We start from the raw sequence: 19,096 nt of genomic DNA, 5'->3' as shown, positions 1-19,096 counted from the left end.
CTTTATTTTACTTATATATTTCCTCTTTTTACATATTTAAACAAAAAAAGAGCCGCGGCATGCGGCTCGATTCATCTTTTACTTTTCCAAAATATTTTTCAAGGTGTACCAGGGAAGCACGGCGCATTTCACCCGGGCGGGAAGTTTGGAAACGCCTTCGAATGCCATGGCATCTTCCAATGCTTCTTCTTCCTCTTCCGTGAGGGAGACGCCTTTAATCATGCCGATAAAGGTGTCGGCCAGATGCACGGCTTCTTCCCGGCTCTTGCCCCGCACCGTGTCGATCATAATGGAGGTGGAGGCTTGGGAAATGGCGCAGCCTTCGCCGGTGTAGGACAAATCCTTCAGCGTGTCGCCGTCCATTTTGATCTGCAGGGTGATTTCGTCGCCGCAGCTCGGATTGTGGCCCAGCTCTTTAAAGTCCGGATTGTCCAAATCCCCTTTGTTGTGTTCCGAGCGGGACTCTTCCATAATCAGCGTGGTGTAAATATCATCGAGTGCCAAGGCCCATCAACCTCCTTACTTCGTCCAGGTTCTTAATAAAGTAGTCCACTTCTTCAATGGTGTTGTAGACGGCAAAGCTTGCCCGGCAGGAGAAATGAATGCCGAAGCTTCTGTGCAGGGGTTGGGCGCAGTGGTGACCGCTGCGAATGGCAATGCCCTTGGAATCCAAGATGGATGCCACGTCGTGGGGGTGAACGTCGTTGAAATTAAAGGTAATGAGTCCGCCTCTGGGATTGGTGGGGCGGGAGAGGATGGTGATGTCGTCCATTTGGCTCATGGCGTCGTAGGCGTAGTCCACGAGATAGCTTTCGTATTCGTGGATCTTGTCCAGTCCGATGGCGTTTAAATAGTCGATGGCCACGGGGAGGCTGGATGCGGCGCCCACGTCTTGGGTGCCCGCTTCGAAGCGTCCGGGGGCATCGAGGAAGGTGGAATGATCTTCGTAGACGTATTCGATCATGTCGCCGCCATACATATAGGGCTTCAAGGCGTTCAGATTGTCGAGCTTGCCGTAGAGGACGCCCGCCCCCATGGCGGCAAACATTTTGTGGCCGCTGAAGACGTAGAAATCGCAGTCCAGATCTTTCACATCCACGGGCATGTGGGGTGCGGCTTGGGCGCCGTCCACCACGGCCTTGGCTTCAGGACTGACTTTTCTCAAATAGGCGATCATGCTCTTTACATCGGGCATGGTGCCGAGAACATTAGAAGATTGAGTAATGGCCAAAAGCTTGGTCTTTGCCGTAATCTTTTCTTCGATTTCTTTTTTCGGAATCTCTTTGTTTTCGTCGATGTAGAGATAGACCAGCTTGGCGCCGGTTTTTTCCGCCACGTACTGCCAGGTCACTAAATTGGCGTGGTGTTCCATAATGGACAGGACGATTTCGTCCCCGGCCTTTAAGTTTTCCAGGCCCCAACAGTAGGCGAGAAGGTTTAAGCCTTCCGTGGCGTTTCTGGTAAAGATGATTTCGTTCACGCTGTTTGCGCCGAGGAAGTCTTTCACCGCCTCACGGGCGCCTTCGTAGACTTCCGTGGCCGCCATGGACAGGCGGTGGGCGCCGCGGTGGGGCCCGCCGTTTTCATAGCTGTAGTAGCGGTTCATGGCCTCGATCACTTGTCTCGGCTTTTGCGTCGTCGCCGCCGAGTCCAAATAAACCAGGGGACTGTCCTTGGTGGACAGTTCTAAAAAGGGAAAATCCTTGCGGATCTCCTTAATTTCGCTAGGCTGTAACATTTTCGCGCCTCCTCAAGATGGTTTCCAGTTGATCGTAGATCATTGCGCGCTCGTTTTCGTAAACGACGGCATCGATCACCGGTGCAAATTTCGCATCGACGATCATGCGCTCGGCGGTTTTTACGTCGAAACCGCGAGTGAGGAAGTAAAAGAGCATGTCCTGATCGATTCTCCCCGCACTGGCGGCGTGATTGCCCTCTACATCGTCTTCGTGGCTCAAGAGAGCGGGCACGGAAAGGCTTCTCGCCGTAGAATCCAATAAAATGGCAAATTCTTCTTCGTTGCCCCGGCTGTGCTTGGAGCCTTCCAAAAAGTCGATACGGCTCTTAAATACCTTATAGGCATTGTCCATAAGGGCACCGTCCACGACGAGGTTCGAGGTGGTGTCGATTCCTTCGTGAATCATGTCGTAAACCAAATCGTAAGATTGGCCGCCCTTTCCGAGGTAGATGGATTGAATATTGCCGAGGGCGTTTTCGCCCTTCAAATAGCATTTCACATTGCTGGTTTCATCGCCGTCTCCCATGTGGAAGATGTAGCAATCGAGCTTCGCTCCTTCTTCGACGATGGCGCCGAGGGAGAGGTAGTTGGCCACTTCGCTCTCGTCCATATTGACGAAATATAAGCGGGCTACGGCCTTTTTCTTTACGTGAATGCGCACGAGGGCGGAGCGATAACCGTCTTTCTTTTCCGATACGAAATAACCGGTAAGGCGAGCATTTTCCGCTACATCGAAATCTAAGGTTACGATTTCGTCCTCGTCGCCGTCCAGTCTGTGGACGCCGAGATCTTTCGCGCACGTAATATTATAATGCTTGGCAATCGTGGAGCTCGTGTCATGATATTCCACCATTTCTTTGCTGATGCCGTAATCGTAATTTTTAAAGACTTCGGCGGCAGAAGCTTTCTCGTCGCCTTTTATCTCGCTTCCTTCAACTTCTACTTCATTTACATTTAAATATGAGTAGGTTTTATAGTCTAGTATATTACCTGTATGTGCCTTCATTAGCCAATGCTCCCTTCTAATTCCAAGGAGATGAGATTGTTCATCTCGACGGCGTATTCCAGGGGCAGTTCCTTGGCAATGGGATCGGCAAAGCCCCGGACCACCGTGGCCCGCGCCTCTTCCTCGGGAATGCCTCGGGTCATGAGATAGAAGATGACCTCGTCGGAAATGCGGCCGATTTTTGCCTCGTGACCGAAGTCCACGTCGCGGTTGTGAATGTCGATGGCGGGAATCGTGTCTTGACGACTCAAGTCATCGAGCATAAGGGATTCACAGGAGACGGTGGATTTCGTGTGCTTGGCGTCGTCCGTAACTTTCACCAGTCCGCGATAGACGCCGATGCCGCCGCCTTTTGAAATGGATTTCGATTGAATGGAGCTCTTGGTGTCGTTAGCCGCGTGAATGACCTGTGCGCCGGTGTCGATGTTTTGACCGGCCCCGGCAAAGCTGATGCCGGTGTATTCGTTTTGGGCGCCGTCGCCTGCCAGGACGCTCATGGGATAGAGCATGCTCACCTTGGAGCCGAAGGAGCCGGAGACCCATTGGATCTTGCCGTTTTTGCCTACGATGGCCCGCTTGGTGTTTAAGTTATACATATTTCTCGACCAGTTTTCGATGGTGGAGTAACGCAGGGTGGCGTCGTCTTTGACGAAAAGTTCCACGGCCCCGGCGTGCAGGTTCAGTGCGTTGTATTTCGGCGCGGAGCAGCCTTCGATAAAGTGGCACTTGGCGCCTTTTTCGATAATGATCAGGGTGTGCTCGAATTGTCCGGCTCCCGGCGCGTTTAGGCGGAAGTAGGACTGCAGGGGCACGTCCACGTCCACGCCTTCGGGCACGTAAACGAAGCTGCCGCCGCTCCATACGGCGTAGTGCAGGGCGGCGTATTTGTGCAGATTGGGATTGATGCACTTGCCGAAGTATTCCTTCACGATGTCTTCGTATTCGTGAAGACCCGTTTCAAAGTCGGTATAGATAACCCCTTGATCCAAGAGGTGTTGTTGAATACTGTGGTAGACCACTTCCGAGTCGTATTGAGCGCCGACGCCGGAGAGCATGGCTTCTTTTTCCGCCTCGGGAATGCCCAGCTTGTCGAAGGTGCTTCTGATTTCTTCGGGAACGTCGTCCCAGTCGGCGGCCAAATCCGCGTCGGGGCGAATATAGGTGATGAGCTTGTCCATGTCCACTTCCGACAGATCCGGTCCCCAGGAGGGGTTTTCTTTTTCGTTAAAAATCTTTAAAGCTTCCAGACGTTTTTCCAGCATCCATTCCGGTTCGTTTTTTTCCGCAGAAATTTGACGCACGATGGATTCGTTTAAGCCTTGCTCCGTCTTTTTTCGATAGGTGAAGGGATTTTTTTCGTCGTAAATCCCCCGGTCCATGTCTTGAATTTGAGTCTTTTTTCTCGTCTTACGCATTTTTCTCATCCTTAATCCAGCCGAAGCCTTCTTCTTCGATGCGATCGATGATTTCGTCTCCGCCTTCGGTGACGATGCGGCCGTCGTTAATGACGTGTACGAAATCCGGTTGAATTTCTTTCAAAATTTCCCGGTGGTGCGTAATAATAATGGCGGATTTTTCGCCGTCCAGATATTCCTTTAAGCCGCGGCTTACGGTGGCGACGGCATCCACGTCGAGACCGGAGTCCGTTTCGTCTAAAATGGCGAGCTTGGGATTCAGCATTAAGAGTTGAAGGATTTCCGTCTTTTTGCGTTCCCCGCCGGAAAAGCCCACGTTTAAATAACGGCCGGCGTATTCCGACTTCATGTCCAGAAGTTCCATTTCCTTTGCCAGAGCCTTTTTAAATTTCACGATGGAGGTCTTTTCGCCGCGAGCCAAAAGGGATTGGCGAATGAAGTTTTCCACGCTGATCCCCGGAATTTCGTAGGGGGTTTGGAAACTTAAATACAATCCGCGACGGGCACGCTTGTCCGTGGATTCCTCGGTGACGTCTTCTCCTTCGAAGAAGATCTTGCCTTCGGTCATGGTGTAGGCGGGATTCGCCATAATCACATTGGCCAAGGTGGACTTCCCGCTGCCGTTGGGGCCCATGATGACGTGGACTTCGCCCTTGTTGACCTTCAGGTTCATGCCTTTTAAAATTTCTTTTTCGCCTGCGGAGGCGCGCACGCCTTCCACTCTCAATAATTCATTCATCGGTTACAACTTCCTCCTATATCCTATTGATTCCGTATGATATCTCTCCTCACTATAACACGGTTCCAAAAGCCCGTCAATATACACCTTTTTCCCTTTTTGTTATAATGGGTTCATGTGTATTTCGAAGAAAATTTTAAATTGGTACGCCCCCGAGGATCGGGGACTGCCTTGGCGAAAGACAAGGGGCCCTTATGCCATTTGGGTGTCTGAAATTATGCTTCAGCAAACTCAGGCGGCCACGGTGATTCCCTATTACGAGCGCTTTATGGCGAGCTTTCCCACGGCGGAGGCCCTGGCACGGGCATCGGAGGAGGCCCTTTTAAAGCATTGGCAGGGCCTGGGCTATTATCGCCGGGCGAAGCATTTAAAACAGGCGGCGGAAATCGTGGCACGTGAGGGCATGCCCGTGGATTTCGAGGGCTTAAAGGCTCTTCCCGGCATCGGGGATTACACGGCGGCGGCCATTGCATCCATCGCCTATAAGGAACCGGTGGCGGCGGTGGACGGCAATCTCCTGCGCATTTACAGCCGCCTCTATAAGATTGAGGAGAAGATCGAGACGGCGGCGGGGAAGCGGCGGATTTTCGAGCTGGCCAATAAGGATATCTCCGCCGAGCGGCCCGGGGATTTCAATCAGGCCATGATGGATCTGGGCAATAAGATCTGCACGCCCACAGCTCCCGCCTGCGGCGACTGCCCTCTTCGGGGCCATTGCGCGGCCTTTGAGGCAAATTGCGCCGAAGACTATCCGAAGCGCACGCCAAAGAAAAAGCAGAGGGAAGAGGATCTGACTCTGCTTCTTTTGGATCTCGGCGGCCGCTATTTAATCGAGAAGCGGTCGAGCGGGCTCTTGGCTTCTATGTGGGGCTTTCCCATGGTGACGGGCCATATTAAAGAGGAAGACGTGCTGAAGATTTTGGCAGAGGAAAATTTCGCCGCCCCCTCCGCCGAGAAGGTGGCCGCCTATCGCCACGTCTTCAGCCACAGGATTTGGAATGTGTGGGTCTATTACGCAAAGGTCGACGCCCTATTTGCCGCAGAAGACGGGCGCACCTGGGCCACGGCAGAGGAGCTGAAGAGCCTTTACGCCGTACCGTCGGCTTTTTCGCCGGCACTGGAGGTAATTTATGGAATGGATTGAATCCTACGAACCGAAAAATAAAGAAGAGGCGGAGGACAGGGAGCATTTGTTGCAGCTGAACCCCACCCTTATCGCCGCGGACCGAAGCGCGCCTTATCACTACACCACATCCTCTATGGTCATGGATTTTGAGACGGATAAGCTTTTAATGATCTACCACCCCATTTACAAGTCCTTCTCCTGGCCCGGGGGGCATGTTGAGGAAGGAGAAGCGCTCTTTTATTCCGCCCTGCGGGAGCTTTACGAGGAGACGAGCATACGCTATGTCAAGCCGCTGAGCGAAGAGCCCCTGGCTATGGAGCTAATGCCCGTAAAGGCCCACCAGCGCAAGGGTGAGGCCGTGGACAGCCACTTCCACATTAATTTCTGCTACGGCTTTTTAGGCCACGAGGACGACACCTTGTTTGAGGCCAATGAAAATCGCAAGTGGGTTCCGGTTAATGCGCTGGACACCTTCGTCTCCGAGGCCCATATGCTTCCTATTTACAAGGATTTGATCGAACGAATGAGGGCGCTCTATGAAAAATAAAACTTGGTCCGAATCTCTGCTCTTCGCCACCTTTCTCACTTTGGCAGGGGGCCTGCAGGACGGCTACTCCTACGCCCTCCGCGGCAAGGTCTTCGTCAACGCCCTGACGGGAAATGTAGTGCTCATGGCCTTTAACTTGGCCGAGGGAAATTTCCCCGCCATGCTCCGCTACTTTATTCAAATCGCATCCTTTGCGCTGGGTGTCTATGTCTCGGGCCGGGTGGCCTTTGCCGAAAAACGGCACATGGGCCTGCACTTTAAGCAGCGCATCCTGGCCGTGGAAATTCTGATTCTCGTCATCGTGGGCTTTCTTTCGAAAGAGCTGGACAGCATCGCCAACAGTATGATGGCCTTCTCCTGCGGCATGCAGGTAAACACCTTCAGAAAATTCGCGGACATCAACGCCGCCACCACCATGTGCGTGGGCAATGTGCGCACGATCATGCACAATCTGGCGGGCTACCACCACACGAAGGGCGCCGCCCACAGAGAGGCGAGCCGCACCGTCTTATTTATCGTATGTATCTTTTTTCTCGGCGCCTTTATCGGCGGGCTGTTCTTCCCTCTGTTGGAGCTGAAGACCATTTGGCTTTCGGCGGCATTTCTCGCCGTGTCATTTCTTATCCTCCACATGGATCCCGCCATTCGCACCTGATGAATTTTCCCGATAAAAAAAGAGGCGCCACGGCACCTCAATTACTTTTCTTCATCGGCCCATTTCTTCCATACTTCCGGCGCATGGCCCAACACCGCCCGCTTCTTGCTCCTGACGATGGGAAGCTTCATAATACTCGGATGGTCGATAATATAGGCCTCCTTGCTTTCCTCCGTGGCGTATTTCACATAGGCGAGGCCGTCGGCATCTTTGGAATTTTCGTCGATCCAGGCGTCCAGCCCGCCGATAGAGGCGGTAATGGAATCGAATTCGCCCCACGACATTTCCACTTCATTTAAATCAATAAATTGAAATTTAATGCCCCGCTCTTTAAAAAAGCGCTGGGCTTTTTTCGTGTCGTTGGATTTTTTCGTGCCGAAAATTTGAATGGCCATGGCTCTCCTTCTTTCTGTTATACTGATGGTATGAAACATTTAAACAAACATTTGCGAACATTTTTACTGATCGTGCTGGCCCTGGCGGCGACCTTTACCGCCAAAGAGGGCCTGGATTCGCCGAAAGACACCGCCGGCGTCAAGGTGAAGCGGGTGGTAGACGGCGACACTTTAATCATCGACGACGGCGCCGACACCCGGGTGCGCCTCATCGGCGTGGACACGCCGGAGACCGTAAAGCCTCGGGGCCGGGTGGAGCCTTGGGGCAAGGAAGCCTCGGATTTTTCGAAAAAGGCCTTGACGGGAAAGGCCGTCTTTTTGGAATTCGACGAGGAAAAGGAGGACCGCTACGGCCGCACCCTGGCCTATATTTGGACGGAAGACCCCCGTATCAGCGACAAGCCCAAGGAGGAAATCCTCTTTAACTACCAGCTGGTAGCCTCGGGCTATGCCCGGGAGCGAGCCTACGAGCCCAATACCAAGTACCAGGCCCTGCTCCATGAGGGCGAGATCGTCGCCATGGATCACGTGCGGGGCATTTGGGCCGTGGAGGGAAAGGAAGGCCCGGCCAAGGGCAACAAAAAGAGCAAGATCTACCATTTGCCTACGGACAAGTCCTATGACAGAGTGTCACCGCAAAACGCCGTGTATTTTGAAAACGCCATGGAGGCGGAGTGCGCCGGCTATCAGCGCAGCTTCAGCCGCTAAAGAGAACAGCCCTGTTCGATGAAATAGGGCTGTTTTTTTATGATGATTTTAAAAAAACTCCGTCCGCCTTCAGAAGACGGCCTTACTTATTCACCGGCCCTACATAGAGGATTTCTTTCGGTAGGATTTCCACGTGGACGGGACCTTTTTCCCGAAAATTTTCCCCGTCCAGATTCACATTGGCCTCGTCGATTAAGGTAAAGTCCATGGAGCAAAGGGACGCCCGCACCATATCTTTCTTCCAAAGCCGGTCTTTTCCCATAAAGAGGCAGATCAAAAAGGGCACAATGTGCTTCAGCCGGCTCTTTCCCGCTCCCAGAAAGAGGAGCTTCCCGGAAAAGGGGCTGGCCTTGGGAAAAATGGGAAAACCCCCGCCGTAATAGCCACCGTTTCCAATGGTAAAGAGGGTCCATTCCCGGAGGGCGAGGCCTTCTTTTTCTATGATCCTCGGCCTGTAGGTAAAGAGGGTTTTAATGACGCTTAAGGTATAACTGAAAGGGCCGAAGCGCTTCAGCCCGTCGTTATTATTGGCGTTCACGTCGGCATCGAAGCCCACGGAGGCGATGTTTAAAAAGTAGTGCTCGTTCCACTTTCCCAGGTCCATAGGGCGGGGCTCGGCGGACTGAGCTTCTTTCAATATATTGATGACATCCCTCCCAAGGCCAAGGCAGCGGGCAAAGTCGTTGCCGCTTCCCGCCGGGACGATGGTGAGCTTCCGCGCCGAAGTCTTCATCATGGTGTTCACTGCAGCGAAGATGGTGCCGTCACCGCCCACGGCGACGAAGTGATCGTAGTCGGCCAGTGCATCGGCGTCGTAGTCCCAAATATTGCCTCGGACAAAGTCGTAGTCGCCCTTCCAGTAACGAGCGGCGGCCTCGGCGACTTCCCGCTTTTTCGCCTCTTTCAGTCGGGGATTCAGGATAAACAGCGTCTTCATGCCCGATAGGTCGCCTGCAGGCGGTCGTATTCATCCGCCATTCTTTCTATTATATCTTCAAGTTTATCCTCGTAAACGGCGCGAGTAGCGTCGTCTTTTAATGCCTTAATATTGATCACGGCCGTGTCCTTGGCGCCGTTAAAGGCCGTGAGGGCCAAATCCGCCGCCAAATACAGATCGCTCAGGGCCTCGTCGCCCATATAGGCCTCGTGCTTTATCAGCGTATGGATAATTAAATAGGAACACTGCATGGTGAGTATGGGCACGTCGATGGCCTCTTTATAGCCTTCTTCGATGGCGAGGCGGCGGGCTTTTTTCTCCTCTTCCGTGGTCTTCGGCATGCGAAAGGCTTTCAGCACGCCGTCGAAGGAGGTGCTGTCATCGTCGATATTTGCCCTCAGCTGCTTGGAATAAATGTCGTATTCCTTCGCCTGTTCCTCGGCGCCGGAAAGGTTCAAGACCATGGAGGCGAGAGAGGCGGCGAGGGCGCCGCAAAGGGCGGCCACGGAACCGCCGCCGGGAACGGAGCTCTTGTCCTGTGCTTTTATAATGTAGTCGTTTAGACTCATGTCCACGAGTTTCATAGGCGCATAATCCCTTCCATAACGACGCAGGCTATGCCGCCGGCGTATATCGATCCCTCTTTCTCCTTAATGACGATCTCCGACGGGCGTCCCATCTCCTCGCCTTGGTGGCAGGTAATTTTTTCTTCCCTGAGCAGGCCTTTCACCTTTAAATAGAAGTACATGGCGCCGCTGCCCGTACCGGTACCCGATTCTTCCCAAATACCCACGGCGGGGGAAAAGTTGCGCTGAAGCACGGCGGAGGCCCCGTCGTAGTAAAAGAGATGGAAACACTGGGCGCCGTATTTCTCCGTGAGCTCTCCCATGCGCCGGCGCTTGGGTTCCATAGCCTTAAGGGCATCGCGGTTCGTAAGGGGGATGACCATGGTCTTGATCCCCGCATTGATGACCGCTGGCTTCAGACCTTGTTCGCCGACGATGCTCTCTTCCTTTAATTTAAAGGCTGCGGCGACGGAGGCAACGTCCTCCACTTCGAGGGCGGTTTCCATTTTCGGCAGTTCCACGTCCACGAAGCGAATCTTCTCGTCGGCAAAGTGAAAGTCCACATAGAGGGCGCCGGCCTTGGTGTATTGGCGAATGCGACGGGTCTCTTCCCGACCGTCGATGTATCCCCGCTCCGCCAAGGCCCAAAAGGTTCCCAGGGCCGCGTGGCCGGATAGGGATACTTCCTTTACGGGAGAAAAGTAGCGCACGTGGTAAATGTCCTTGTCCAGGCGGCGGACACAGGTGGTCTCCGAGTGCTTCAGCTCCCGCGCCGCCTTTAGCATTTCCTCGTCGCTCATTTTTCCCTCGGTCAGGACGATGCCGGAGGGATTTCCCACAAAGGAAAGGTCGGTGTAGGCGTCGGCGACGAAGTATTTGTATTCTCTAACCATCGATGTCTTCCCCCAAAATCAAATCGCTAAGGCGCATTAAATCATCTTCGGAATAATAGTCGATGACGATTTTTCCCTTTTCGTGATTGCCCACGATTTCCGTCTTCGTGCCCAGTACGTCCATTAAGGCGTTTTCCAAATAGGAGTAGTAGCCTTGATGGTCCTTGCGCTTCTTCGTGGTCTTTTTCGTATTTTGCGTACTTTCGGCGATGGTTTGGCCTTCCTCCACCATGCGCTTCGCCTGCTTGATCTGCTCGTTGCCGTCCTTCACGGAAAGGAGGAGCTTGCCCTGACTGATGGACAACTCTTCCCGGCGGAGCATTTCCTTGACCACGGGCTCCAGCTTTAAAAGACGCAGGCTGTTGGCAATATAGGGACGGGATTTCCCCACGAGGCCGGCGATCTTCTCCTGGGTGTACTTATATTTCTTCCGCAAAGTCTCGTAAGCCTCGGCCTCTTCCATGGGATTTAAGTCTTCCCGCTGCACGTTTTCGATAAGGGAGATCCTGTCGCCTTCTTCCTCGTCCACGTCGATAAAGCGTACCGGTACCTCTTTCAGGCCGGCCTTTTTCGCCGCCCGAAGGCGCCGTTCACCGGCGATTAAAAGATTCGTGTCGCCTTCTTTTTTTATCAGAAGAGGCTGCAGGACGCCCACGGCCTGAATGCTTTCCGCCAGCTCATCGATGCTTTCCTCGGAAAAATATTTCCGCGGCTGATGGGGATTGGTTTCAATGGCTTCCACAGCCAGGGTCTCGGCTTCTTTATTTTCTTCCTGTTGCGCGCCGAAAAAATTATCCAGCCCGCGACCTAAACCGCGTTTCTTTTCCATTAGGACCTCCTCTTTTCCACTTCATCGGCCAAAGCGGCATAAGCCTTGGCGCCGCGGCTGTTTTTATCGTAATCTATAATGCTCATGCCATAGGACGGCGCTTCCGCTAAACGCACATTCCTCGGGATCACCGTGGAGAACACGGCGTTCTTAAAATAATTTTTTACCTCTTCCACGACCTGCATGCTTAAATTCGTGCGGCCGTCGTACATAGTGAGGAGGACGCCTTCGATTTCAAGGTCCGGATTAAAGCCTCCCCGCACCAACTGAATGGATTCCATAAGCTGAGAAAGACCTTCCAGGGCGTAGTATTCGCACTGCACGGGGATGAGAATGCCGTCAGCCGCAGTCAATGCCAAAATGGAGAGAACCCCCAAAGACGGCGGGCAGTCCATAATAATGTAATCATAGCCTTCCAATTGAGCCATATCCTCTTTTAAAACCGTCTGCCACCCGTCGCGGCGGGCGAATTCGATTTCGATCCCCGCCAAGGTGGCGCCGGATGGAATGATATCCAGATTTTCTTTAATCGGCACGATGCAATCGCCCTCCTCGCCCAGTAGAAAATCGTAAATCATAGGGTCTCTGTCTTTATCGACATTCATTCCGCTGGTGGCATTCCCTTGGGGATCCATATCTAAAATTAATACGCGATGGCCCTTGTTAGCCAAGGCGTCGGCCAGATTTATTACTGTCGTCGTTTTGCCGACGCCGCCTTTTTGATTGAATACGGCAATTTTTCTCATCATAGCGCCACTCCCTTCCTAACTATAGTATCAAACCGGAAGACAAATAAAAAGAGCGGAGTGTTCCATGTGGAACATTTCCGCTCAATTTTTATTTTCTGTTTCGCTTTCCGATTTGTTTTCTTCATTTGTTCCACGTGGAACATTTTTCCCATCCCGCTTCAAGTAGATGACCTTTTGCTCCGAGGTCTTTCGATCCTTAATGACGATACGCTCGTGATCCTCGTCGATTTTTCTTAAGGGTGCGGCATTTTCACGAAGCATGCGGCGCTCTTTTAAATAGTTGATCTTGGCTACTTTGTATTCCCGCCAAGACAAAAAGATAAGATAGAGCACGCAGATTAAGGCCAGGGTAGGGAAGATCGCCGGAATGGGTTCGATAAACAAAGACGGGACGCCCATGTAGGCCACGGCGCTGAGAACGCAGAGGACAATAAGAAAAAGAGTCGTCTTGCTCCGCCGCTTATAGAGATCGTAAAGGAGATAGATGAAAGCCGGTACATAGAAAATCATGATTACAGAGGATCCTTTCTCGGTTTACCGCCGCCGCGAGGGTATTTCGCAGGCGTGGCCTTTACTTTTTTTACGACTACCAAGTGGCGTTCGTCGCCGCCGGGAAGCTTGAGGTCCACGATCTCTTCCAGCTTACCGCCTAAAATATCGATGGCGCGCTTCGCTTCCTCTGTTTCGTCGACGCCCTCGGCGCCTTTCATGGCGACGAAGTGACCGCCCAGGTAGACGAAAGGCAGACAGTATTCCGCCAAAATCGGCAAGCGCGCCACGGCGCGAGAGATAACCAGTCCGTATTGCTCCCGGAATTTAGCGTCCCGTCCCGCCTCTTCGGCACGGCCGTGAAAGGTCCTTACATTGGAAAGCCCCAGTTCATCTACTACATGGTCCAGAAAAGTGATGCGCTTCTTTAGGCTGTCCATTAAATGAACCTCCCTCTGAGGCGATACCATGGCGAGCACCATGCCGGGAAAGCCTGCGCCGGTACCCAGATCTAAAATTTTGCCCGTGCCCTCGTAGGCATCGAGAAGGGTTGGCGTCAGAGAGTCGATGAAGTGCTTGTCCATCATATCGTCTTCGTCGGTAATGCGGGTCAGGTTCATGCGTTCGTTCCATTCCAGGAGAATCTCCCCGTAGCGGTCGAAGGCCTTATAGGGAATCTCCACGGGAAACTGCTTTAAATAATCCTCACGCGTCTGCCAATTCATTTGATTCCTCCCTGTGTTTTTGCTCTAAATAAATCAACAGGACATTAATATCCGCCGGACTCACGCCGCTGATGCGGCTCGCCTGTCCCACGGATTCCGGCTGAATTTTCGACAGCTTTTCCTTGGCTTCGTTTCTCAAGCCGCCGATCGCTTCGTAATCCAATTCCTTAGAGAGAAGCTTGTTCTCCATCTTCCGGAATTTCTGAATTTGCGCCGCTTGCTTTTCGATATAGCCCTTGTAGCGAATATCCGTTTCCACCTCGTCGATGACGTGGCGGGGAAGGGACGGCCTGTCGGGATCGAAGACGGCCAAACGGTCGTAGGTGAGCTCCGGACGCTGCATGAGATTTAATAAGGGCGTGGCGTTTTTCAAAACGGCCGAATCCATGGCGTTTAATATGTCGGAATTTTCCTTCGTCGGATTGATCTGAATGGATGCCAGGCGCGCCCGTTCCTTTTCGATGGCGTCCCTGCGCTCGACGAACCTCTCGTATTGCTCGTCTCCAACGAGGCCCACGGTCCGTCCGATTTCCGTAAGCCGCAGATCCGCATTGTCCTGACGCAGTGTAAGTCGGTACTCGGCCCGCGCCGTCATCATGCGGTAGGGCTCCCGGGTCCCCTTGGTGACTAAATCGTCAATTAAAACGCCGATATAAGCCTGATCGCGTCCTAAGATAAGAGGCTCTTTGCCTTCGATGGCAAGGGCCGCGTTGATTCCCGCCATAAGGCCCTGAGCCGCCGCCTCTTCGTAGCCGCTGGATCCGTTGATTTGCCCTGCCATATAGAGATTCGGCGTCTCCGTCACCTGTAAACTCAGCCGTAATTTCGTGGCGTCGATGGCGTCGTATTCGATGGCGTAGGCGGGGCGCATAAACTCACAGGTCTCAAGGCCCTCGATTTTTTTGTATAGGGCCATTTGCACCTCCACGGGCAGGGAAGAGGACACGCCCTGTACGTAGATTTCCTTGGTATGCAAGCCTTCCGGCTCGAGAAAGACCTGGTGTTTGTCCCGATCGGCAAAGCGGGTCACCTTGTCTTCGATGGAGGGGCAGTAGCGGGGCCCGACGCCCTCGATATCCCCCATGGCCATGGCGGAGCGATGAATATTTTCGCGAATGATCTCGTGACATTCCGGCGTCGTATAGGTTAAGTAACAGTCGATTTGCTCTTTGTCGGAGTAATCCACGTCGAAATTCGAAAAGGAGAAGGGCACGATGGTTTCGTCGCCCTTTTGCACGTCCATACCGGTAAAATCGATGGAGTCCCGGTGCACCCGGGCCGGCGTCCCGGTCTTCATGCGCATGGTCTTAAGGCCCAGGCCTTCGATGGCGGAAGTAAGCTCGTTGGCTGGCTGCATGCCGTCGGGGCCCGAAGCGTAATTCACCTCGCCCATGAAAATGCGGCCGCGCAAATAGGTGCCCGTAGCCAAAATGGTCTTCTTCGCCCGGTAAATGGCGCCGCTCTTTCCGATAACGCCGCAAACGTCCCCGTCCTCCATATTGAAAGCCACGGCTTCCTCTTGAATTAGATAAAGATTCCTTGTATTTTCCAGGGTCTCCTTCATGGCTGCGTGGTAGTCCCACTTGTCCGCCTGAGCTCGCAGGGAGTGGACCGCCGGCCCCTTGGAGCGATTGAGCATGCGGCATTGAATAAAGGTCTTGTCGATATTTCGGCCGATCTCACCGCCTAAAGCGTCGATTTCCCGCACCAAGTGGCCCTTGCCCGTGCCGCCCACATTGGGATTGCAGTTCATGGCGGCAATGGCATTTAAATTAATGGTAAGAATCGCTACACTGTGGCCCATGCGCGCCGCCGCCAGCGCCGCTTCACATCCGGCATGGCCGGCACCGACGACGACGATATCGACATTTTTCGCTAAAAAATTCATCTTCGCTCCTTATTTTCCGATACAAAATTTAGAAAAGACATGGTCCAAGACCTCTTCGCCGGCGGTTTGCCCGGTAATCTCCCCTAATTTCAAAAAGGCATCTTCGATATACACCTCGGCGAGATCCAAACCGATGCCGGCGCCGATATCGTCCACCGCCTTGGCCAGAGATTCCACCGCCTCCGAAAGGAGAATCTTGTGACGCAGGGAATAAATTTGAGTCTCGTCTTCCTCGATGGTGCCCGACAAAAACCAGGACTGAATCAAGTCTTCCACGGCGGCGAGACCCTCGTCCCGAATAAAGCTGGTTTCCACCACGGCACCGGGGAAGTGGGCCTCCATAGTTTTTTTATCCAAAACCGCGCCCAGATCCTGCTTGTTTAAGAGGCAGATCACCCGCTTGTCCTTGATCCGCTCCATAATTTCAAAATCCATATCCTCTAAGGGACGGGAGGCATCGAAAAGGGCGATGACCAGATCCGCCTCCTCCATGCTGGCCATGGCGCGCTCGATGCCGATTTGCTCGATGGTATCGTCGGTTTTTCGTATCCCCGCCGTATCCTGAATTCTAAGGTGAATGCCGTCGAGGGAGTAAGAGGCCTCTAACACGTCCCGGGTGGTGCCGGGAATATCCGTGACGATGGCCTTATCTTCTCTAAGCATCTTATTTAAAAAGGAGCTCTTGCCCACATTGGGCTTGCCCACAATGGCCGTCGCAATACCCTCTTGAACCATTTTTCCTCGGGAAAAAGTTCCTTCCAGCTCCTTCATTTCCCTTAAAATGCCTTCACAGGTGGTGATCAAGGCGCTGATATCCACGGGCTCCACTTCCTCCGTGGAAAAATCGATATCCGCCACCAAATGGGCCAAGGTATCCTTGATGCGAGTGCGGAAGCCTTCGATTTTGCGGTACAAGTGGCCGGTGAGCTGGCGAGCGCTCTGCTTTTGGGCCGACACGCTTTCCGCCTCGATCATGTCGATAATGGCCTCGGCCTCCGTTAAATCCAGCTTGCCGTTTAAAAAGGCGATTTTCGTAAATTCTCCCCGTTTTGCCGGCTCCGCCCCGGCTGAAATAAAGCAGTTTAAAATCCGCTCCAGGCCGACGCGACTGCCGTGGGCCTGAATCTCCACCATGTCCTCGCCGGTATAGCTAAAAGGGGCGCGAAAGGCCACGGCCAGAACCTCATCCACCACTTCCCCTTCGGAGACGATGTGGCCATAAAGAAGCTTGCGATCATTGGCCGGATCCGTCAAATCCTGTTTGCTCTTAAAAAAACCGTCGGCTAAGGAAATAGCGTCCTCGCCGCTTAAGCGCACGATGCCGATGCCCGCGGCGGATTTCGCCGTAGAGATAGCCGCAATAGTCATAGTGTCACCTTTCCTATAAAAAAGCCTTCATAGAGACTATGAAGGCTGGGATGTATCCTTATGAATGACGACGCGCCTATGGGGCTCCTTGCCCTCGCTTCGCGTTCGAATACCGTCGACATTGGCCAGGCAGGCGTGAATAATGCGCCTTTCCTGTGCATTCATCGGCTCCAATTTAATGGATTTATTTGTCTTTAAAACCTTATTGGCCGTCTTACCGGCGATGCGTTTCAACACTTGTTCGCGCCGTTTTCTGTAACCGCTGCAATCCACGATAACGCGGCGGAATTCCTCGCTTCGTTGATTGACCATGGCGGATAAGACGATTTGGATACCGTTTAACGTGGATCCGTGCTTGCCGATAATAATGCCCGTTTCTTCTCGCTTGCCGTCGATGGAAACAAAGATTTCATTTTCATTGAAATCCACGGACAGGGTATAGCCGAGTTTGATGGCGCTCATAATGCGGTCGATGTACTCGCGAATTAAATCCTCCAGCTCCTCGTCGTTTAAATACTCGAAAGCCGGCTCTTGTGTCGCATCCTCCGCCTGTTCGTTTTCTTCCTCGACTTCATCGGCTTCCGGGACCTCCGCCTCTTCTTCCGATTCGGCGGCGGCTTCTTCCTTCGCCTTTTCATCTAAAACCGAGCGCACGGATTCGATTTCTTCATCTTTTAAAATGGAATCCACAATGTCCTTGTGGTCCATTTTTCTTCTCACTTTGACAATAGCATCCTTGCCCCCAATCAGCCCTAAAAAACCGCCGGAGGGCTCTTCAATAACTTCGATGTCGACCTCGTCCCGCGTCGCTTTTAACTCGAGAAGGGCCTTTTCTACGGCCTCGTCAACCGTTTTTGCCGATTGGATGGAGAAATTCATGCTAAGCCTCCGCTTCTTTTTCTTTTTCGATGATTTTGTTGCTCACAAATTGTTGGAAAATCGTGTAAATACTACCGACGATCCAGTACAAGACCAAACCCGCCGCCATCCGTCTCGCAAACATAAAAATCATAACCGGCATCATCATCGACATGGTGCGCATCATTTGCTCAGAAGACTCTGTCGACGGCGCTTTGTTGCTCTTTTGCACGATGTAAGTAGACAGCCAGGTAAAAAATGCTGCGATCACCGGCAAGGCTATTTTTGTCGGATCGGGATGATCGAGATTTTGAATAAAAAAGAAATTCTTTTGTATGGACGCGTAAAAATCCGGATTCGTAAAGGCAAACTTTGTCGGGAACATAAAGATCCGATAGAATGCCAAGAGAACGGGAAATTGAATGAGCATGGGCAAACAGCCGCTTAAAGGATTAAATTGAGCTTCCTTATAGAGCTGAGATTGCTTTTGCGCCAAGAGCTGCGGGTCTTTTTCGTATTTTTTTTGGATTTTTTTCATTTCCGGCTGCAATTTTGCCATCTTCAACTGGTTTTTCGTTTGAAATAAATTCAAAGGCAGAAGCGCCAAACGGAAAAGCAGGGTGGTAATAATGATGGCAATGGCATAGTAGGAAATTGCACCGGGCTCGGAACCGATACTCGCGACGAAATTATAAATTCCGTGCAGAATCGTGCCGAAAAAACTCGCTAATGCGTTAATCAACTGAACTTCCTCCTAATCTATGGAAGTGGATCATAGCCGCCCTCGTGAAAAGGGTGGCAGCGTAAAATGCGCCTTACCGTTAAATAAAGCGCTTTAAAGAAAGGGTATTTTGAAAAAGCCTGGTAGCCGTATTCACTGCAAGTGGGATTAAACCGACAGTGGGCACCGGGTAAGAAATAAGGAGAAATCACTTTTTGGTAAAAGCGAATCAGTCCCAAAGCAAAAGTCCTCATGACTTCTTGTCTCCTTTTAAAAACTTCGATACGCGGAACAGATGGTGGAAGGCCGATTTCATGGTTTTAAAATCCAAATCCGCCACATTGTTTTTGACGACGACGACGTAATCGTATCCCGGCGTCAAGCGGGGATAGTAATCTGTGTACAACGCCCTTAATCGTCTTTTTATTTTATTACGAACAACGGCCTTTCCCACCTTCTTGTTGATGGAAAAACCCATCCTGGAATGGGCCAGGCCGTTTCTTTTAACGTAAAGAGTAAAATTTCTGTTCCCGAACGTTTTTCTCTTTCTATATACTTTTTTAAAATCGCCGTCTTTCGTTAGAAAGTACTTTTTTTCCATGGATTATGCGGAAAGTCTTTTTCTACCTTTGGCTCTACGGGCGCGTAAAACCTTGCGACCGCCGCGGGTTCTCATGCGCGCACGAAAACCGTGTTCTCTTTTTCTTTGTTTGCGTTTCGGTTGGTACGTTCTTTTCATGGTTA

At 52.2% G+C, this 19,096-nt stretch carries 24 protein-coding genes; 4 read left to right on the top strand and 20 right to left on the bottom strand.

What is annotated here, in order from left to right:
- Positions 1 to 78 precede the first annotated feature (78 nt).
- Genes sufU through sufC form a run of 5 tightly spaced genes read right to left on the bottom strand, consistent with a single transcriptional unit; the run spans position 79 to position 4,898 of the window.
- Positions 79 to 504 carry a Fe-S cluster assembly sulfur transfer protein SufU gene (gene sufU / locus BN7444_RS04140; protein WP_068456143.1) on the bottom strand — a complete coding sequence of 142 codons (426 nt, stop codon included), beginning with the start codon at positions 502 to 504 and terminating at the stop codon, positions 79 to 81.
- Positions 491 to 1,738: an aminotransferase class V-fold PLP-dependent enzyme gene (locus BN7444_RS04135; protein WP_068456140.1), complete on the bottom strand. Its 1,248-nt coding sequence runs from the start codon at positions 1,736 to 1,738 to the stop codon at positions 491 to 493. The genes sufU and BN7444_RS04135 overlap by 14 nt, the downstream gene beginning before the upstream one ends.
- Complete coding sequence (locus BN7444_RS04130) at positions 1,725 to 2,744, bottom strand: SufB/SufD family protein (RefSeq protein WP_068456137.1); 1,020 nt, start codon at positions 2,742 to 2,744, stop codon at positions 1,725 to 1,727. Before BN7444_RS04130 ends, BN7444_RS04135 begins: the two co-directional genes overlap by 14 nt.
- Positions 2,744 to 4,159, bottom strand: coding sequence for a Fe-S cluster assembly protein SufB (gene sufB / locus BN7444_RS04125; RefSeq protein ID WP_068456134.1), 1,416 nt, complete (start codon positions 4,157 to 4,159; stop codon positions 2,744 to 2,746). The genes BN7444_RS04130 and sufB overlap by 1 nt, the downstream gene beginning before the upstream one ends.
- Positions 4,152 to 4,898, bottom strand: a complete 747-nt coding sequence (sufC, locus tag BN7444_RS04120; RefSeq protein ID WP_068456131.1) for a Fe-S cluster assembly ATPase SufC — start codon at positions 4,896 to 4,898, stop codon at positions 4,152 to 4,154. The genes sufB and sufC overlap by 8 nt, the downstream gene beginning before the upstream one ends.
- A 115-nt stretch (positions 4,899 to 5,013) precedes the next feature.
- On the opposite strand from sufC, the gene mutY reads away from it, so the two are divergent.
- The 3 genes from mutY to BN7444_RS04105 are packed head-to-tail and all read left to right on the top strand — an operon-like array spanning position 5,014 to position 7,226.
- Positions 5,014 to 6,042, top strand: a complete 1,029-nt coding sequence (gene mutY / locus BN7444_RS04115) for an A/G-specific adenine glycosylase (protein ID WP_068456128.1) — start codon at positions 5,014 to 5,016, stop codon at positions 6,040 to 6,042.
- A complete protein-coding gene (locus tag BN7444_RS04110; RefSeq protein WP_068456126.1) occupies positions 6,029 to 6,571 on the top strand; it encodes an NUDIX hydrolase in 543 nt (180 codons plus the stop codon). Before mutY ends, BN7444_RS04110 begins: the two co-directional genes overlap by 14 nt.
- Positions 6,561 to 7,226: a YoaK family protein gene (locus tag BN7444_RS04105; protein WP_068456122.1), complete on the top strand. Its 666-nt coding sequence runs from the start codon at positions 6,561 to 6,563 to the stop codon at positions 7,224 to 7,226. Before BN7444_RS04110 ends, BN7444_RS04105 begins: the two co-directional genes overlap by 11 nt.
- Before the next feature lie 41 nt (positions 7,227 to 7,267).
- Here the strand turns inward: BN7444_RS04105 and BN7444_RS04100 are convergent, their stop codons facing one another.
- Complete coding sequence (locus tag BN7444_RS04100; RefSeq protein WP_068456120.1) at positions 7,268 to 7,621, bottom strand: arsenate reductase family protein; 354 nt, start codon at positions 7,619 to 7,621, stop codon at positions 7,268 to 7,270.
- A gap of 30 nt (positions 7,622 to 7,651) precedes the next feature.
- Here BN7444_RS04100 and BN7444_RS04095 point away from each other — a divergent pair, with 30 nt between their 5' ends.
- Positions 7,652 to 8,329, top strand: a complete 678-nt coding sequence (locus tag BN7444_RS04095) for a thermonuclease family protein (RefSeq protein WP_068456117.1) — start codon at positions 7,652 to 7,654, stop codon at positions 8,327 to 8,329.
- An 82-nt stretch (positions 8,330 to 8,411) separates the two neighbouring features.
- Here BN7444_RS04095 and BN7444_RS04090 read toward each other — a convergent pair whose 3' ends face one another.
- The 14 genes from BN7444_RS04090 to rpmH form a co-directional block, all read right to left on the bottom strand.
- The gene (locus BN7444_RS04090; protein ID WP_068456114.1) at positions 8,412 to 9,266 is read right to left on the bottom strand and encodes a diacylglycerol/lipid kinase family protein; all 855 of its coding nucleotides are present in this window, start codon (positions 9,264 to 9,266) and stop codon (positions 8,412 to 8,414) included.
- Positions 9,263 to 9,850 (bottom strand): cyclodeaminase/cyclohydrolase family protein, encoded by a 588-nt coding sequence (locus BN7444_RS04085; RefSeq protein WP_068456111.1) that lies wholly within the window; start codon positions 9,848 to 9,850, stop codon positions 9,263 to 9,265. Before BN7444_RS04085 ends, BN7444_RS04090 begins: the two co-directional genes overlap by 4 nt.
- Entirely contained in the window at positions 9,847 to 10,725 is an 879-nt protein-coding gene (locus BN7444_RS04080) for a PhzF family phenazine biosynthesis protein (protein WP_068456108.1), read from the bottom strand. Before BN7444_RS04080 ends, BN7444_RS04085 begins: the two co-directional genes overlap by 4 nt.
- Positions 10,718 to 11,554 (bottom strand): ParB/RepB/Spo0J family partition protein, encoded by an 837-nt coding sequence (locus tag BN7444_RS04075; protein ID WP_068456105.1) that lies wholly within the window; start codon positions 11,552 to 11,554, stop codon positions 10,718 to 10,720. Before BN7444_RS04075 ends, BN7444_RS04080 begins: the two co-directional genes overlap by 8 nt.
- The gene (locus BN7444_RS04070; RefSeq protein ID WP_068456102.1) at positions 11,554 to 12,303 is read right to left on the bottom strand and encodes a ParA family protein; all 750 of its coding nucleotides are present in this window, start codon (positions 12,301 to 12,303) and stop codon (positions 11,554 to 11,556) included. The genes BN7444_RS04075 and BN7444_RS04070 overlap by 1 nt, the downstream gene beginning before the upstream one ends.
- 81 nt (positions 12,304 to 12,384) lie before the next feature.
- The gene (locus BN7444_RS04065; protein WP_068456099.1) at positions 12,385 to 12,813 is read right to left on the bottom strand and encodes a hypothetical protein; all 429 of its coding nucleotides are present in this window, start codon (positions 12,811 to 12,813) and stop codon (positions 12,385 to 12,387) included.
- A 2-nt stretch (positions 12,814 to 12,815) separates the two neighbouring features.
- Positions 12,816 to 13,517 (bottom strand): 16S rRNA (guanine(527)-N(7))-methyltransferase RsmG, encoded by a 702-nt coding sequence (gene rsmG, locus BN7444_RS04060; RefSeq protein WP_068456096.1) that lies wholly within the window; start codon positions 13,515 to 13,517, stop codon positions 12,816 to 12,818.
- On the bottom strand, positions 13,498 to 15,405 hold the full coding sequence (gene mnmG, locus BN7444_RS04055) for a tRNA uridine-5-carboxymethylaminomethyl(34) synthesis enzyme MnmG (RefSeq protein WP_068456094.1): 1,908 nt from the start codon (positions 15,403 to 15,405) through the stop codon (positions 13,498 to 13,500). The genes rsmG and mnmG overlap by 20 nt, the downstream gene beginning before the upstream one ends.
- Positions 15,406 to 15,414: 9 nt before the next feature.
- Positions 15,415 to 16,773: a tRNA uridine-5-carboxymethylaminomethyl(34) synthesis GTPase MnmE gene (mnmE, locus tag BN7444_RS04050; RefSeq protein WP_068456091.1), complete on the bottom strand. Its 1,359-nt coding sequence runs from the start codon at positions 16,771 to 16,773 to the stop codon at positions 15,415 to 15,417.
- A 36-nt stretch (positions 16,774 to 16,809) separates the two neighbouring features.
- Positions 16,810 to 17,652 carry an RNA-binding cell elongation regulator Jag/EloR gene (gene jag / locus BN7444_RS04045; protein ID WP_068456088.1) on the bottom strand — a complete coding sequence of 281 codons (843 nt, stop codon included), beginning with the start codon at positions 17,650 to 17,652 and terminating at the stop codon, positions 16,810 to 16,812.
- A 1-nt stretch (position 17,653) separates the two neighbouring features.
- Complete coding sequence (locus BN7444_RS04040) at positions 17,654 to 18,373, bottom strand: YidC/Oxa1 family membrane protein insertase (protein ID WP_245654192.1); 720 nt, start codon at positions 18,371 to 18,373, stop codon at positions 17,654 to 17,656.
- A gap of 17 nt (positions 18,374 to 18,390) precedes the next feature.
- A complete protein-coding gene (gene yidD / locus BN7444_RS09110; protein ID WP_082941264.1) occupies positions 18,391 to 18,606 on the bottom strand; it encodes a membrane protein insertion efficiency factor YidD in 216 nt (71 codons plus the stop codon).
- Complete coding sequence (rnpA, locus tag BN7444_RS04035; RefSeq protein WP_068456085.1) at positions 18,603 to 18,953, bottom strand: ribonuclease P protein component; 351 nt, start codon at positions 18,951 to 18,953, stop codon at positions 18,603 to 18,605. Before rnpA ends, yidD begins: the two co-directional genes overlap by 4 nt.
- A gap of 3 nt (positions 18,954 to 18,956) precedes the next feature.
- Positions 18,957 to 19,091: a 50S ribosomal protein L34 gene (gene rpmH, locus BN7444_RS09105; protein ID WP_077074495.1), complete on the bottom strand. Its 135-nt coding sequence runs from the start codon at positions 19,089 to 19,091 to the stop codon at positions 18,957 to 18,959.
- Positions 19,092 to 19,096: the final 5 nt, after the last annotated feature.

It is taken from the genome of Peptoniphilus pacaensis (assembly GCF_900088125.1).
GTDB classification, from domain to species: domain Bacteria; phylum Bacillota; class Clostridia; order Tissierellales; family Peptoniphilaceae; genus Aedoeadaptatus; species Aedoeadaptatus pacaensis.
The sequence above is the reverse complement of the archived record's forward strand: the minus strand, read 5'-3'. Positions and strand labels throughout refer to the sequence as shown.

Coding starts and splice junctions, on each gene's coding strand:
- BN7444_RS04080 (WP_068456108.1), bottom strand. CDS start 10,725: ATGGTTAGAGAATACAAATACTTCGTCGCCGACGCCTACACCGACCTT.
- mnmG (WP_068456094.1), bottom strand. CDS start 15,405: ATGAATTTTTTAGCGAAAAATGTCGATATCGTCGTCGTCGGTGCCGGC.
- yidD (WP_082941264.1), bottom strand. CDS start 18,606: ATGAGGACTTTTGCTTTGGGACTGATTCGCTTTTACCAAAAAGTGATT.
- BN7444_RS04100 (WP_068456120.1), bottom strand. CDS start 7,621: ATGGCCATTCAAATTTTCGGCACGAAAAAATCCAACGACACGAAAAAA.
- BN7444_RS04065 (WP_068456099.1), bottom strand. CDS start 12,813: ATGATTTTCTATGTACCGGCTTTCATCTATCTCCTTTACGATCTCTAT.
- mnmE (WP_068456091.1), bottom strand. CDS start 16,773: ATGACTATTGCGGCTATCTCTACGGCGAAATCCGCCGCGGGCATCGGC.
- sufC (WP_068456131.1), bottom strand. CDS start 4,898: ATGAATGAATTATTGAGAGTGGAAGGCGTGCGCGCCTCCGCAGGCGAA.
- BN7444_RS04085 (WP_068456111.1), bottom strand. CDS start 9,850: ATGAAACTCGTGGACATGAGTCTAAACGACTACATTATAAAAGCACAG.
- rsmG (WP_068456096.1), bottom strand. CDS start 13,517: ATGAATTGGCAGACGCGTGAGGATTATTTAAAGCAGTTTCCCGTGGAG.
- BN7444_RS04095 (WP_068456117.1), top strand. CDS start 7,652: ATGAAACATTTAAACAAACATTTGCGAACATTTTTACTGATCGTGCTG.
- rpmH (WP_077074495.1), bottom strand. CDS start 19,091: ATGAAAAGAACGTACCAACCGAAACGCAAACAAAGAAAAAGAGAACAC.
- mutY (WP_068456128.1), top strand. CDS start 5,014: ATGTGTATTTCGAAGAAAATTTTAAATTGGTACGCCCCCGAGGATCGG.
- jag (WP_068456088.1), bottom strand. CDS start 17,652: ATGAATTTCTCCATCCAATCGGCAAAAACGGTTGACGAGGCCGTAGAA.
- BN7444_RS04105 (WP_068456122.1), top strand. CDS start 6,561: ATGAAAAATAAAACTTGGTCCGAATCTCTGCTCTTCGCCACCTTTCTC.
- BN7444_RS04070 (WP_068456102.1), bottom strand. CDS start 12,303: ATGATGAGAAAAATTGCCGTATTCAATCAAAAAGGCGGCGTCGGCAAA.
- BN7444_RS04130 (WP_068456137.1), bottom strand. CDS start 2,744: ATGAAGGCACATACAGGTAATATACTAGACTATAAAACCTACTCATAT.
- sufB (WP_068456134.1), bottom strand. CDS start 4,159: ATGCGTAAGACGAGAAAAAAGACTCAAATTCAAGACATGGACCGGGGG.
- rnpA (WP_068456085.1), bottom strand. CDS start 18,953: ATGGAAAAAAAGTACTTTCTAACGAAAGACGGCGATTTTAAAAAAGTA.
- BN7444_RS04075 (WP_068456105.1), bottom strand. CDS start 11,554: ATGGAAAAGAAACGCGGTTTAGGTCGCGGGCTGGATAATTTTTTCGGC.
- BN7444_RS04090 (WP_068456114.1), bottom strand. CDS start 9,266: ATGAAGACGCTGTTTATCCTGAATCCCCGACTGAAAGAGGCGAAAAAG.
- BN7444_RS04135 (WP_068456140.1), bottom strand. CDS start 1,738: ATGTTACAGCCTAGCGAAATTAAGGAGATCCGCAAGGATTTTCCCTTT.
- BN7444_RS04110 (WP_068456126.1), top strand. CDS start 6,029: ATGGAATGGATTGAATCCTACGAACCGAAAAATAAAGAAGAGGCGGAG.